At 39.1% G+C, this 13854-nt stretch carries 9 protein-coding genes and 7 tRNA genes; 12 read left to right on the top strand and 4 right to left on the bottom strand.

Annotation, left to right across the window (positions count from 1 at the left end):
* Positions 1-42: 42 nt before the first annotated feature.
* From GTH25_RS04895 to nagE, 4 genes are all read right to left on the bottom strand, one after another.
* Complete coding sequence (locus GTH25_RS04895; RefSeq protein WP_075671615.1) at positions 43-882, bottom strand: DUF817 domain-containing protein; 840 nt, start codon at positions 880-882, stop codon at positions 43-45.
* Positions 883-1431: 549 nt separating this feature from the next.
* Positions 1432-2826, bottom strand: a complete 1395-nt coding sequence (gene chiP / locus GTH25_RS04890) for a chitoporin ChiP (protein ID WP_098943876.1) — start codon at positions 2824-2826, stop codon at positions 1432-1434.
* Positions 2827-3464: 638 nt separating this feature from the next.
* Positions 3465-5132, bottom strand: a complete 1668-nt coding sequence (glnS, locus tag GTH25_RS04885) for a glutamine--tRNA ligase (protein WP_099659827.1) — start codon at positions 5130-5132, stop codon at positions 3465-3467.
* A 197-nt stretch (positions 5133-5329) separates the two neighbouring features.
* Complete coding sequence (gene nagE, locus GTH25_RS04880) at positions 5330-7372, bottom strand: N-acetylglucosamine-specific PTS transporter subunit IIBC (protein WP_099660178.1); 2043 nt, start codon at positions 7370-7372, stop codon at positions 5330-5332.
* Positions 7373-7726: 354 nt separating this feature from the next.
* Here nagE and nagB point away from each other — a divergent pair, with 354 nt between their 5' ends.
* The 12 genes from nagB (at position 7727) to GTH25_RS04820 (ending at position 13848) form a co-directional block, all read left to right on the top strand.
* Positions 7727-8533 (top strand): glucosamine-6-phosphate deaminase, encoded by an 807-nt coding sequence (nagB, locus tag GTH25_RS04875; RefSeq protein WP_075671607.1) that lies wholly within the window; start codon positions 7727-7729, stop codon positions 8531-8533.
* Positions 8534-8657: 124 nt separating this feature from the next.
* Positions 8658-9818 carry an N-acetylglucosamine-6-phosphate deacetylase gene (gene nagA, locus GTH25_RS04870; protein WP_075671605.1) on the top strand — a complete coding sequence of 387 codons (1161 nt, stop codon included), beginning with the start codon at positions 8658-8660 and terminating at the stop codon, positions 9816-9818.
* A 13-nt stretch (positions 9819-9831) separates the two neighbouring features.
* The gene (gene nagC, locus GTH25_RS04865) at positions 9832-11064 is read left to right on the top strand and encodes a DNA-binding transcriptional regulator NagC (protein WP_088493435.1); all 1233 of its coding nucleotides are present in this window, start codon (positions 9832-9834) and stop codon (positions 11062-11064) included.
* Positions 11065-11475: 411 nt separating this feature from the next.
* Positions 11476-11552: transfer RNA gene (locus GTH25_RS04860), tRNA-Met, on the top strand.
* A 7-nt stretch (positions 11553-11559) separates the two neighbouring features.
* Positions 11560-11644 (top strand) — tRNA-Leu (locus GTH25_RS04855).
* Positions 11645-11671: 27 nt separating this feature from the next.
* Positions 11672-11746: transfer RNA gene (locus tag GTH25_RS04850), tRNA-Gln, on the top strand.
* Between the two features lie 41 nt (positions 11747-11787).
* Positions 11788-11862: transfer RNA gene (locus GTH25_RS04845), tRNA-Gln, on the top strand.
* 32 nt (positions 11863-11894) lie between these two features.
* Positions 11895-11971 (top strand) — tRNA-Met (locus GTH25_RS04840).
* A gap of 5 nt (positions 11972-11976) precedes the next feature.
* Positions 11977-12051: transfer RNA gene (locus tag GTH25_RS04835), tRNA-Gln, on the top strand.
* A 50-nt stretch (positions 12052-12101) separates the two neighbouring features.
* Positions 12102-12186 (top strand) — tRNA-Leu (locus tag GTH25_RS04830).
* A gap of 254 nt (positions 12187-12440) precedes the next feature.
* The gene (locus tag GTH25_RS04825) at positions 12441-12716 is read left to right on the top strand and encodes a metal-sensing transcriptional repressor (protein ID WP_036938507.1); all 276 of its coding nucleotides are present in this window, start codon (positions 12441-12443) and stop codon (positions 12714-12716) included.
* A gap of 19 nt (positions 12717-12735) precedes the next feature.
* Complete coding sequence (locus tag GTH25_RS04820; RefSeq protein ID WP_075671603.1) at positions 12736-13848, top strand: S-(hydroxymethyl)glutathione dehydrogenase/class III alcohol dehydrogenase; 1113 nt, start codon at positions 12736-12738, stop codon at positions 13846-13848.
* Positions 13849-13854 lie beyond the last annotated feature (6 nt).

Here is a 13854-nt window from a genome sequence, read left to right as displayed (position 1 = left end):
GTCTACAGTTCCTTTTTTATTGCCTAAAATCCGAGGATAACTCTACTTAGTCACACTGATACTGTGTTTAATATGTTTTAAATGAACCACAATAGTAAATGTAACAATAACTAATAGTGACCAAGAGCCCCATTTGCCTGCATGTACAGCAGACCAAGCACCAATTTGGTTAGGATATTGCCAAACACCAAAAAATGTTCCGAAATTCTCAGCAAGCCAAATAAAGAAACCTATCAGAACAAAAGCAAGTAATAAGGGCATTTTTCGCTCTGTATCATAAGGTGTAAAATAAACCACACTACGAGCATAAAGACCTAAAATAAAGGCGGTTAAGTACCAACGATAATCACCAATAAAATGGTGAGAAAAGAAATTGATATAAATTGCAAGAGCAACTAATGTTGCCAGCCAATAAGGCGGATAATGTTCAATTCGCACTTTTAAAAAACGCCATGCTTGAATTAAATAGCTTCCTACCGCGGAATACATAAATCCAGTAAATAAAGGAACTTCCCACAATTTCGTGTAAGCAAAATCAGGGTATTTCCATGAACCAATCGCTGCTGATGTTTTAAATAATTCCATCACAAAACCAACAATATGGAAAAAACAGATCGCTTTTAATTCATCCCATGTCTCTAACTTTCCCCACACCATCCATAATTGAAAAGCGATAGCAAGAATAAGAAGCACATCATAACGGGGTATACCAAAGACACCTTTACTTGGTGTAGCAAATAAAATAAAAAAGAAAAAACCGGCAAATAAACAAGAACGCGCCTCTTTGACACCAAAAAAAAGAAATTCAACAATAAATCGTTTTATACCTTTAAAGGGCTTCAATGGTGGTTCTAATAAAAAATCGTCCAATCGCTTTAACATGCTTCTTCCTGAAAATTTGCATTATTAAACAGCATGCAATGCAGAATAATAAATAAGGTGAGGTAAGATAAAATGAATGGCAAGAAATTTGCCATAGAATAAAAAAACCTACAAGGATGAAAAGGACGAAAAAGAAAGGAATGAAAAAATAAAGGTATTTACCCCCCACTACGATACCCACTCTGACTGCCTTTACTTAGGGTAAATACCTTACGCAACTTCTGCGAAATAACTAAAACACAGGAGATAAACATAACCCACTCACATTTATCTCAGACGACATGACATGACGACTTTACTTCATTACTTTTACTACATACTGCGATTTTAAAACGACTCTTTACTGCTTTTACTCTTTTACTTCTACTTTTCTACTTCTTACTGCTGCTGATAATTTCACTTTATTAACAAGGCTTATTTATAAAGCTCTTTTTAATTACTACATCCCTACCTTTCTACTACTTATTTTTACTTATCGTAATCGTATTTAGCTTTTTTAGTTTTATTCAGGATAAAGTGCAATTAATACACTTTATCCTTATGATGATATTAGAAAATAGTGAATGGCATAATCACGTTAAACTTAACGTCTTTTTCATCTTGGAAAATATTACCAAAACCACCTTCATAACTTGGAATATCAGAGTGGTTATCATAACGGGTATAGTGAAGTTTAAAGAGAGTGCCTTTAGCGCGCCCTTCTTGAACTGTATACATAATATCCGCATTCCATGCACTTTCTCTGATACGCTGACCTTGGTCATAAATGGCTTTACCACTTGGCTTAGCATCCCATGCGTAAACATAAGAAGTACCTACCGCCCAGCCTGACAGATCCCAGTTTTTCAGATCATACATAACGCCAGCATAAAGTGCTTTTTCACCATTGGCGTTAAAGTCAGAACGGCCATCCCACCAGACATCAAGACGACCATTAGAGGTTGCCCAGCCCGGGGTCATGCGTTGTAAGAAATAACCTTGATTACCTTCAGCTTTAACCCATGTTCCTTCTACTTTGAAGTCAAATACATTGTAGGTATAACCAAAAGTCAGTGCTTGTAACCATGCCAGCCCATCATAAACGTCATTAACACCTCCACCGGTAACTTTATCTTTAGCACCGTAGAATTGGTAAGACGTTCTTAATGCATTGTCAGCAATTGGAAAATCATAAGAAACTTTACCAAAATACTGATCGATATAACCATCGGCCTGACCAAATGCAGCTTCTAATACTAGGCTGTTTTTAAAATCATATTTGGCGCCGAAAGAGTGAAGATAGCTGATATTCGTTTCTAGATCAGCTTTACGGAAATTGTACATATTCCGATACCATGGTGCTTTGTATTCATCGGTCCACATATAGGAGAAAGACAATTCACCACTTTTATCGAAATCAAAGACAGCACCCGCTTCAGCTCCACGGTAAGTTCCCGGTAAGAAGCTCCAATGTGGACGCAATAAGCTTTGGCCTTTAGGTTGAATATATCCACCTTGAGCCCAGAAGTTGCCTAATTTGAATTTCGCAGCCGCTTTATAAACGCTCATGCCGCTGCGATCGCCAGTCCATTTTTCATCCCAGCGACTTTTTGCATCACTAAAACCGATTTCGTTAGGTGCCGCTGGGCCACTGTTATTCAATTCAGCCGCACCAAAGGCAGCTAAATCAATACCAATAAAATTACCGAGGTAACCTGATGAGAAATCTAGATTAGCGTTGAAAGTAGAATGGTGTAAGTTAGCTTTGTATTTGCCGTAATCAGGGCTATTTGGTGTTAACTCTTTTCTATCACGGTCACGTTGCCAATAAAAAAGACCGCCTGTTAAGGTTGAGTCATCAATAAACCCTTCAGCATGAGACATTTTTGCAGGTAGTGCAGTTACAAGCAATGCGCCCATAACGGCAAGTGCCACCCTGCCTGGTTTAGCATGTTGCATAACCATAGCATTGTTTCCTCTTTGACTTTGACTAAAAAAGAAATAAGCACAATGCCTATTTCCAAATATAAAACCCCAAATGGGGAAAAAACCTAAATTAGGTTAAAAACAGCATATTTTTCGCGACGCGAATTATCAACCTAAAAAAAAGAATTTTTATCAAAATATGACAAAGGACACATAACTAAATGATCGTTTCATTTTCTTGCTTTTATAAGGATTAATTAAAAATAAATATAATACTTTGATTTTATTGCATTTTACAAACCAATCTTTAAACGATATAAGATTTCGTTTTTATAAAAAGGAATAATAAGTAGTATTTATAAATAATCTTTTTTAACGATGTAAAATATGAGGTGTGAATCACACTTTTCTTATTACAGCTTTATTTAGCGTGATGATCTGAAAAAACAAAAGAATAAAGCGATAGTGAATAAACTATTTCAAACGAAACAAATAGAAATTTATCACCTAAAAAAAGAAAAAATAAGAGATTAATTAAATTATGAATAGTAAATATTTAATATCAATAGATGAAAAATGAAGAGAAATAAGCTGTAAAACTGATAAAAAAATGCTCGATAAGCAATTACCGAGCATTTTATTCATTAAGATACTAATGTGACTTAAAGTACGTCAGATTAACCTTGTTGAGAAATCTTCGCCCAAGTGTCACGTAAGCCCACAGTACGGTTAAACACAAGTTTATCCGCTGTTGAAAGCTTATCAGCACAGAAGTAGCCTTCACGCTCAAATTGATACGCTTTCTCGATAGCTGCATCTTTTAAGCTACGTTCAACAAAACCTTCACGAATAACTAATGATTCAGGGTTAATTGTTGATAAGAAATCATCTTCTGCCGCTGGGTTTGGTACGCTAAACAGGCGGTCATAAAGACGGATTTCAGCAGGAATAGCATGTGGAATACTTACCCAGTGAATAACGCCTTTTACTTTACGTCCATCAGCAGGATCTTTATTTAGAGTCTCTGCATCATAGGTACAATAAATGGTCGTAATTTCGCCTTTTTCGTCTTTTTCAACACGTTCCGCTTTAATAACATAAGCATTACGTAAACGTACTTCTTTACCTAGCACCAGGCGTTTATATTGACGGTTTGCTTCTTCTTTGAAGTCAGCGCGATCAATATAGATCTCACGGCTAAATGGCACTTCACGCGTTCCCATTTCTGGTTTATTCGGGTGATTTGGCGCAATAAGAATTTCTTCACCTTCTGGCATATTTTCAATCACTAAACGAACAGGATCGATAACTGCCATTGCGCGTGGTGCATTTTCGTTTAAGTCATCACGAATACAAGATTCCAGGGCTGCCATTTCGACGTTATTTTCTTGTTTCGTCACACCAATACGTAGACAAAATTCACGGATAGATTCTGCGGTATAACCACGGCGACGTAAGCCTGAAATTGTTGGCATACGAGGATCATCCCAACCATTCACAATATTTTCTGTCACAAGCTGATTCAGCTTACGTTTTGACATCACAGTGTATTCAAGATTAAGACGTGAGAATTCATATTGACGAGGATGACAAGGGATAGTGATATTATCCAGAACCCAATCATATAAACGGCGGTTATCTTGGAATTCTAAAGTACATAAAGAATGTGTGATATTTTCCAGTGCATCAGAGATACAGTGGGTAAAATCATACATTGGATAAATGCACCATTTATTTCCAGTTTGGTGGTGTTCAGCAAATTTAATACGATAAAGCACAGGATCACGCATAACAATAAATGGTGATGCCATATCAATTTTCGCACGTAAACACGCTTTACCTTCTTCAAAGCCACCAGCACGCATTTTTTCAAACAGTGCTAAGTTCTCTTCTACGCTACGTGAGCGATAAGGGCTGTTTTTACCTGGCTCCTTTAATGTACCGCGGTATTCACGAATTTCTTCAGCACTTAACTCATCAACGTAAGCTAAGCCTTTATTAATCAGCTCAATCGCATATTGATAAAGTTGATCAAAATAATCTGAGGAGTAATGAATGCTACCTTCCCATTGGAAACCTAACCACTGAACATCTTTTTGAATTGAGTTGATGTACTCAATATCTTCTTTTACTGGATTGGTATCATCAAAACGTAGATTACATTTTCCCTGATAATCTTTAGCAATACCAAAATTCAGGCAAATTGATTTCGCATGGCCGATATGAAGATAGCCATTAGGTTCAGGTGGGAAACGCGTGTGAACGCTATTATGTTTTCCAGTAGCCAGATCTTCGTCAATAATTTGACGAATAAAGTTCGTTGGGCGGGCATCTGCCTCATTCATGGTCATTTTTTCCTCAAAGCAAAACGCATAATTAACCCACTATAATCCAATAAGCAGGTTTCATAAATACCTTAGCTAAATACACCCCTGAGATATTTATCAAAATAGAGATAAAAAAACGGGAAGTTCGAAAGACTCCCCGTTTTATCGTCTTATTTAACCATCTCTTTATAGAGGATTAAATATCTAGATAGAATTTATTTTAACACGTTGTAGATAACCGTTTTATTTCCAACGACAACACCGGCAACTTGTTCAGCAATCTTATCAAAATCATCGATATTGCTAACAATGACAGGGCTTATCATCGATTTGGCATTAGCGTTCAAATATTCAAGATCTAATTCTAAAATAGGTTGACCGACTTTAACGTCTGCACCTTCTTCAACTAAACGCTTAAAGCCTTTGCCACCTAATGCAACGGTATCAATTCCCATATGCACAATGATTTCGACACCATTGTCAGTCTCGATACAAAATGCATGGTTTGTATCAAAAATCTTAACAACAGTACCTGTCGCAGGCGCCATCACGATATTAGAGGTTGGTTTGATTGCTATACCATCCCCAACAACACCACTAGAGAACGCTTCATCTGGTACATCTTTCAATGCCACAACTTCACCATCAAAAGGCGCAATCATTTCAAGTAACACTTTTGCATTAGCATTAGCTTGTTTTACCGGTGTTTTTTCAGTAGACACAGTTGAAGCAGATGTACCTTCATAAGCGGCAACTGGGCCTTGTGTTAATACATCACGCATAGCGTTAGCGACTAATTCAGCTCGTGTACCCACAATCACTTGAACACTTTGTTTGTTTAAGCGAATAACACCTGATGCGCCTAAACGTTTTGCATAGGCATCATTAACAACTGTGGCATCTTTTACATTTAAGCGTAAACGGGTAATACAAGCATCAATGCCCGTTAAGTTATCTGAGCCACCGATAGCCGCAATATATTGACGAGCTTCTTGTTGAATACCTTCTTTACTATTTGCTGGCGCTGTTTTGATATCTTCATCATAACCATCAGCAGTTTCATCACCAACCACGTCATCCTCACGACCCGGAGTTTTCAAGTTGAATTTGGTGATAGTGAAACGGAAAATACCGTAATAGATAAAGAAGAAAACAATACCTTGAACAATCAGCATATACCAATGAACAGCCAGTGGGTTACGTGAAGATAAGAACATATCCACTAAGCCTGCACTAAAGCCGAACCCTGAAATCCACTCCATACTTGCAGCGATATAAACAGAAATCGCCATTAAGAATGCGTGAATAACATAGAGCACAGGTGCTACGAACATAAAGGAGAATTCAAGCGGTTCAGTAATACCTGTGAAGAAGGCAGCAAATGCACCTGCAATCATGATACCAGCAACTTTTGCTTTGTTCTCTTTACGTGCACAGTGATAGATCGCAAGAGCCGCACCCGGTAAACCAAACATCATTACTGGGAAGAAACCAGCTTGATAACGACCGGTTACACCCACAGTTGCTAAGCCAGAATCGATAGCTTGCTGACCTGCTAGGAAGTTAGGAATATCGTTAATACCTGCAACGTCAAACCAGAATACAGAGTTCAACGCATGATGTAGACCGACCGGAATTAATAAACGGTTAAAGAATGCGTAGATACCCGCACCTAATGCTCCCATATCTTTAATGCTTTCACCGAAGCTGACTAATCCGCCATAAATCACAGGCCAGATATACATCAGAATAAAGGCGACGATGATCATTAAAAATGAGGTTAGAATAGGAACTAAACGACGGCCACTAAAGAATGACAGTGCGCGAGGCAGTTCAACGCTACTAAAGCGATTATAAAGCTCGGCAGAAAGTACACCAACCAAGATCCCAACAAACTGGTTATTTATTTTACCAAAAGCAACTGGAACCTCTTCTAAAGGCAGGCCTTTGATCATTGACACTGCTGCTGGAGAGCAAAGCGTTGTCACGACTAAAAACCCTACAAATCCTGTTAAAGCGGCAGCACCGTCTTTGTCTTTCGACATACCATAAGCAACACCAATAGCAAACAAGACTGACATATTGTCGATGATAGCAGCACCAGATTTGATAAGTAAGGCAGCAAGCGCGTTATCGCCACCCCAGCCTACTGGGTCAATCCAGTAGCCAATCCCCATCAGAATTGCTGCTGCAGGTAATGTAGCAACAGGCACCATCAGTGCCCGTCCTATCTTCTGCAGATAACTTAAAATATTCACAAACTCCCCCTTGGATAGCCCCTATGCGGGATCTTATTCATACTCATTCATATTTTATAATAAAATTGATGAGCTAATTATTTAATTCCATTTTTAGTCTAAAAAAATTATTTCGTATCGCAAATTAATTAGTCATAATTTGTGATTAAAGTCACTAATGTCGTATAATTTTTAGCTGAAATGCTGGCTAAGTCAGAAAGCTTATTTTATGATTAAAAATATCTTTTGGCGGGACATTTCGATCATCAGCTAAAAATGAAAAGAAATTCGTGTTATAGATGAGCCACTGATAATCACACGATGAAATAACACGTTACTGAGTTATCAGATTTGTCTTTTTTCTATGAGGTTACTATGAGGTTAATCCCCCTATCCACGGCAAAACAAGTTGGTAAGTGGTCTGCAAATTATATCGTTGAGAAAATCAACGCGTTTAATCCAACAGCAGAGCGCCCTTTCGTACTTGGTTTACCGACTGGTGGCACGCCATTGGCGACATATAAAGAGTTAATTGAATTACATCGTGCAGGAAAAGTCAGCTTCCAACACGTTGTGACATTCAATATGGATGAATATGTTGGTATTCCATCAGATCATTCACAAAGTTATCGTACATTTATGTATGAAAACTTCTTTAATCATATTGATATTAAAGATGAAAATATCAATTTATTAAATGGTAATGCTGAAGATCCACAAGCAGAATGCGAACGCTATGAAGCTAAAATCAAGTCTTATGGCAAAATCAATCTGTTTATGGGCGGTGTAGGTAACGACGGTCACATTGCGTTTAATGAACCTGCGTCATCACTCTCTTCACGCACTCGAATGAAAACGCTAACTGAAGATACACGCTTAGCAAATTCACGTTTCTTCGACAATAATGTTAATCATGTTCCTAAATATGCACTGACAGTTGGTGTAGGCACATTATTAGACGCTGAAGAATTAATGATTTTGGCAACTGGTTTTAATAAAGCGCAAGCAGTACATGCTGCAACAGAAGGCGCTGTTAACCATTTATGGACGATTTCCTGTGTTCAACTTCACCCTAAAGCAATTTTAGTGTGTGATGATCCTGCAACAATGGAATTACGTGTAAAAACATTGCGTTACTTCCAACAGATTGAAGCGCAAGAGTGTCAGAAATACCAAGACTAAGTTTAGTAAAATAAGTACCTACTGATTAAGTAGCGGAAAAGGCTAAGCTCTCTTACTTATCAGCCAGAATTTGCTGGCTGATATCGGCTTTTTAGATTGACTTCCCTTATCAGGAGACAAAGGTATGTTTGCCTTAACAAATGCTGTTATTTATACAGGTTACGACCGTTTAGAAAACCACGCCATTATTATTAACGGCTCCCGTATTGAGCAGGTTTGCCCACAGGATCAACTGCCAAAAGATATCGCTGTTCGTGATATGAAAGGTGCAATTGTCTCTCCTGGTTTTATTGATTTACAGGTAAATGGTTGTGGTGGTGTGCAATTTAATGATACGCCTGAAAATGTCACCGTTGAAACATTAGAAATTATGCAAAAAGCGAATGAACGCTTAGGTTGCACTAGCTATTTACCAACGTTAATTACCTGTTCTGATGAATTGATGAAAATAGGCATTGAAGCAACGCGTGCTTATATGAAGAAACATGAAAATAAAGTGTTGGGATTACATTTAGAAGGCCCATATATCAATGTGATTAAAAAAGGGACTCATGATCCACAATTTATTCGTCAACCGAGTGCTCAGATGATTAGCTATTTGTGCGATAACGCTGATGTCATCGCCAAAATCACCCTTGCACCAGAAATGGTTGATGAAAAGTATGTTCGTCAATTAATCAAAGCAGGTATCATTGTTTCTGCCGGTCACTCTAATTCAACTTATGAAGAAGCACGTAAAGGATTTCGTAATGGTATCTCATTATCGACTCACCTTTACAACGCAATGCCTTATATTACAGGCAGAGGCCCAGGACTTGTAGGTGCCATTTATGATACACCTGAAGTTTATGCTGGTATCATTGCTGATGGTTTACATGTTTCATGGGCAAATATTCGTAACAGTAAGCGTTTGAAAGGCGAAAAACTACTTTTAGTCACAGACGCAACTGCGCCTGCAGGGCTTGATCCTAGCAAAAATGAGATGGATAGCTTCGTTTTTGCTGGTAAAACCATATATTATCGTAATGGCCTTTGTGTCGATGCAGATGGCACATTAAGCGGATCATCACTAACCATGATTGGTGCAATTAAAAATAGCGTGATCCATGTAGGCATTCCATTAGATGAAACATTGCGGATGGCAACACTGTATCCTGCTCGTGCAATTGGAATGGAAAAAGAATTGGGAACAATTGAAGCTGGAAAAATTGCTAACCTTGCTTCTTTTGATAAGGACTTCAACCTTTGTACAACGTTTGTCAATGGTATCGAAATAACTGAATAACTAATGGATGTATATGCTGATGAGTCATAACAACACTGAAACGCAAATTGGCAATATCGATCTTGTTAAACAACTTAACAGTGCGATTGTGTATCGACTGATTGATCAACACGGGCCAATTTCCCGTATCCAAATAGCCGAACAAAGCCAACTAGCGCCAGCCAGTGTGACTAAAATTACTCGTCAGTTGCTTGAACGAGGCTTAATTAAAGAAGTTGATCAACAAGCATCAACTGGTGGACGTCGCGCAATTTCTATTATTGTTGAACACCGTAATTTTAATACCGTCAGTGTGCGATTAGGGCGTAATGATGCCACTGTTGCTCTTTATGATTTAAGTGGAAAAGTCATCATTGAGCAACACTACCCTTTAGAGCAAAGTACTCAAAATGAAGTTGAGGCTCTGCTTATCAATGCAATTGATGATTTTATTAAACAAAATCAGCGTCGTATTCGTGAGCTTATTTCAATTTCTGTGATCTTACCCGGTCTTGTTGATCCAAATAAAGGCATTGTTCGTTATATGCCTCATATGAAAGTGGATAATTGGGCTCTTGTAAATAGCTTAGAAAAACGTTTTAGCCTGCCTTGCTATGCTGGGCATGATATTCGCAGTCTTGCACTAGCTGAAAACTATTTTGGTGCTACAAGAGATTGTGAAGACTCATTACTAGTCCGGATCCATCGTGGTGCAGGTGCTGGTGTTATTATTAATAATAAAATTCTGCTCAATCAACGTGGTAACTTAGGCGAGATTGGTCATATTCAAATCGATCCTCTAGGTGAGCGTTGCCATTGTGGTAACTTTGGTTGTTTAGAAACGATCGCATCCAATACAGCTATCGAAGCCAAAGTGCGCTATCAATTAGAGCAAGGCTATCCAAGCCAGTATTTATCGCCAACACAGTGCCAAATCCAAGATATTTGTCGAGCCGCGGTTAAAAATGACCCACTAGCAGTCGAAACCATCAAACAAGTGGGTTTACACTTAGGTAAAGCTATTGCAATTGCCATTAACCTATTTAACCCACAAAAAGTAGTTTTAGCGGGTGAATTGACTGAAGCAGCTGAAGTTTTACTTCCCTCAATTCAAAGTTGCATTAATACACAAGTATTAAAAGAATTCAGAGAAGAGCTTCCTGTCGTCACATCAGAGCTTGATCATCGTTCTGCCATAGGGGCTTTTGCCTTGACTAAACGCGCGATGCTTAACGGAGAATTACTTCAACAGCTGTTAGAAAAGTAATTTATCGTTGATAAATTATACTTTTTGCGTTGAATCTGTACTTTTCTGATTTTTATTGTGAAATAAGTCTAAAATTCAATCAGTAATATTCAAAGAAAAAGAAATGTAGCGTGAGTTTTTCACCTCATTTCTTTTTTTATACCCATTGTTCTCCATCTTTCCCCTCTTTGACTTAATATCATTTCTCTTACTGCTTTGTTTTTTCTTTTTATTCACACACTATTGCGCCTTATTCTTTGAGATATTTTTCATCAACAAGGTTGTTTTTTGGATCTTTTTTCGACAAAATGATTAACCATCGAGCAAACGGACACGTTTCTCGAAAATTAATGCAAAAAGCAGTTGACGGATTTGTCTGTAATACGCATAATGCGCCCCGCAACGCCGACGAAGGTTATGCAAAAAAAAGATGGCTATGTAGCTCAGCTGGTTAGAGCACAACACTCATAATGTTGGGGTCACAGGTTCGAATCCCGTCATAGCCACCATCTTTTTGCGGGAGTGGCGAAATTGGTAGACGCACCAGATTTAGGTTCTGGCGCCGCAAGGTGTGCGAGTTCAAGTCTCGCCTCCCGCACCATTTTAACCTCGTCAAGAATTTATCAGTTGGGATATCGCCAAGCGGTAAGGCACCAGGTTTTGATCCTGGCATTCCCAGGTTCGAATCCTGGTATCCCAGCCATATTTCTGATAAATAAGTGTGTTGACAATTGAATTAGCGGATGGGGTATCGCCAAGCGGTAAGGCACCAGGTTTTGATCCTGGCATTCCCAGGTTCGAATCCTGGTACCCCAGCCATCTTTCAACAGAAAGACAGCTAGATTCAATACGGCTATGTAGCTCAGCTGGTTAGAGCACAACACTCATAATGTTGGGGTCACAGGTTCGAATCCCGTCATAGCCACCATTTTTTGGGATATCGCCAAGCGGTAAGGCACCAGGTTTTGATCCTGGCATTCCCAGGTTCGAATCCTGGTATCCCAGCCATATTTTGAAAGAGAGACTCGCTGAGCGAGTCTTTTTTTCTCCAAGTTGTTGCGGGAGTGGCGAAATTGGTAGACGCACCAGATTTAGGTTCTGGCGCCGCAAGGTGTGCGAGTTCAAGTCTCGCCTCCCGCACCATTGATTACTAACGTGTTTATCACGAATCAACAGATAAGACTCGCATAGCGGGTCTTTTTTGTTTTTGTCTCTTACGTTTTTCCTATCTGTTATCTAAATATCATTTCTTCTCCATTTTTTTATTCCCCTTCTCTCAAAGAGCAATAAGCTCCACACCAGCATTTTTATTCTCATCATTCCACATATTATTGCTCTCTCTGTACATACCCCCCTCTAAATACTATACTCCCCTATAGTATATTTAAGGATTATGTATGCCACACTCACCAGCAGAAAAAAAAGCCGCGTTAACTCGTGTAAGAAAAATTAAAGGGCAACTTCTTGCATTAGAAACTGCCCTTGAAAATGAAAACGAATGCGGTCAGGTATTACAACAAATTGCCGCCATCAGAGGTGCTATCAACGGCCTGATGGCCGGTGTGCTCGAAAGTCATTTACGTGAAGGTCTTATGGATGCCGTCGCTTCTCCTGAAGATCAAAAAAATTCCGTTGATGATGCTATTTCACTTATCCGCACTTACCTGCGTTAATAACAAAAAAGGATACACCATGAAATCTCGTGCTGCGGTCGCATTTGGACCAGGAGAACCTTTAAAAATCGTTGAAGTTGATGTGATGCCACCAAAAGCAGGTGAAGTACTCATAAAAATCAGCCACACGGGCGTTTGCCATACAGACGCTTTTACGCTTTCTGGTGATGATCCTGAAGGTGTATTCCCTGCTATTCTTGGTCATGAAGGCGCAGGTGTGGTTGTCGAAGTCGGTGAAGGTGTCACCAGTGTTAAACCGGGCGATCACGTTATTCCGCTGTACACCGCTGAATGTGGCGAATGCTTATTTTGTAAATCAGGAAAAACAAACTTATGTGTTGCAGTCAGAGCAACGCAAGGTAAAGGTTTAATGCCAGATGGGACAACACGTTTTTCTTACAACGGACAGCCTATTTATCACTATATGGGATGCTCTACTTTTAGCGAATACACTGTGGTGGCCGAAGTTTCTCTGGCAAAAATCAATCCAGAAGCCAATCACGAAGAAGTTTGCTTATTAGGTTGTGGCGTAACCACAGGTATTGGCGCGGTTCACAATACAGCAAAAGTGCAAGAAGGTGACTCTGTAGCTGTGTTTGGTTTAGGCGGTATTGGTCTTGCCGTTCTTCAAGGTGCAAGACAAGCCAAAGCTGGTCGTATTTTTGCTATCGATACAAATCCTGAAAAATTTGCATTAGCGCGCCAATTTGGTGCAACTGACTGCTTAAATCCTAACGACTACGACAAGCCTATTCAACAAGTACTCGTTGAAATGACACAATGGGGTGTTGACCATACTTTTGAATGTATTGGTAACGTTAATGTCATGAGAGCCGCGTTAGAAAGTGCACACCGCGGTTGGGGTCAATCCATTATTATTGGTGTAGCCGGTGCAGGACAAGAGATCTCAACCCGTCCATTCCAATTAGTTACAGGGCGCTCATGGAAAGGTACTGCTTTTGGCGGTGTTAAAGGACGTAGTCAATTACCCGGAATGGTTGAGGATGCAATGAAAGGTAATATCGAACTTAAACCTTTTGTTACTCATAAACTGTCATTAGAAAAAATTAATGAAGCTTTTGATTTAATGCACGAAGGTAAATCAATCCGAACTGTTATTCATTTCGATTAATCATTC

Source organism: Proteus terrae subsp. cibarius (assembly GCF_011045835.1).
Lineage (GTDB): Bacteria > Pseudomonadota > Gammaproteobacteria > Enterobacterales > Enterobacteriaceae > Proteus > Proteus cibarius.
The sequence above is the reverse complement of the archived record's forward strand: the minus strand, read 5'-3'. Positions and strand labels throughout refer to the sequence as shown.

Bases quoted from the DNA above. Each gene is read 5' to 3' on its own strand.
- chiP (WP_098943876.1), bottom strand. From the start codon at position 2,826: ATGGTTATGCAACATGCTAAACCAGGCAGGGTGGCACTTGCCGTTATG.
- nagC (WP_088493435.1), top strand. From the start codon at position 9,832: ATGCTGATGAGTCATAACAACACTGAAACGCAAATTGGCAATATCGAT.
- nagB (WP_075671607.1), top strand. From the start codon at position 7,727: ATGAGGTTAATCCCCCTATCCACGGCAAAACAAGTTGGTAAGTGGTCT.
- glnS (WP_099659827.1), bottom strand. From the start codon at position 5,132: ATGAATGAGGCAGATGCCCGCCCAACGAACTTTATTCGTCAAATTATT.
- GTH25_RS04820 (WP_075671603.1), top strand. From the start codon at position 12,736: ATGAAATCTCGTGCTGCGGTCGCATTTGGACCAGGAGAACCTTTAAAA.
- GTH25_RS04895 (WP_075671615.1), bottom strand. From the start codon at position 882: ATGTTAAAGCGATTGGACGATTTTTTATTAGAACCACCATTGAAGCCC.
- nagA (WP_075671605.1), top strand. From the start codon at position 8,658: ATGTTTGCCTTAACAAATGCTGTTATTTATACAGGTTACGACCGTTTA.
- GTH25_RS04825 (WP_036938507.1), top strand. From the start codon at position 12,441: ATGCCACACTCACCAGCAGAAAAAAAAGCCGCGTTAACTCGTGTAAGA.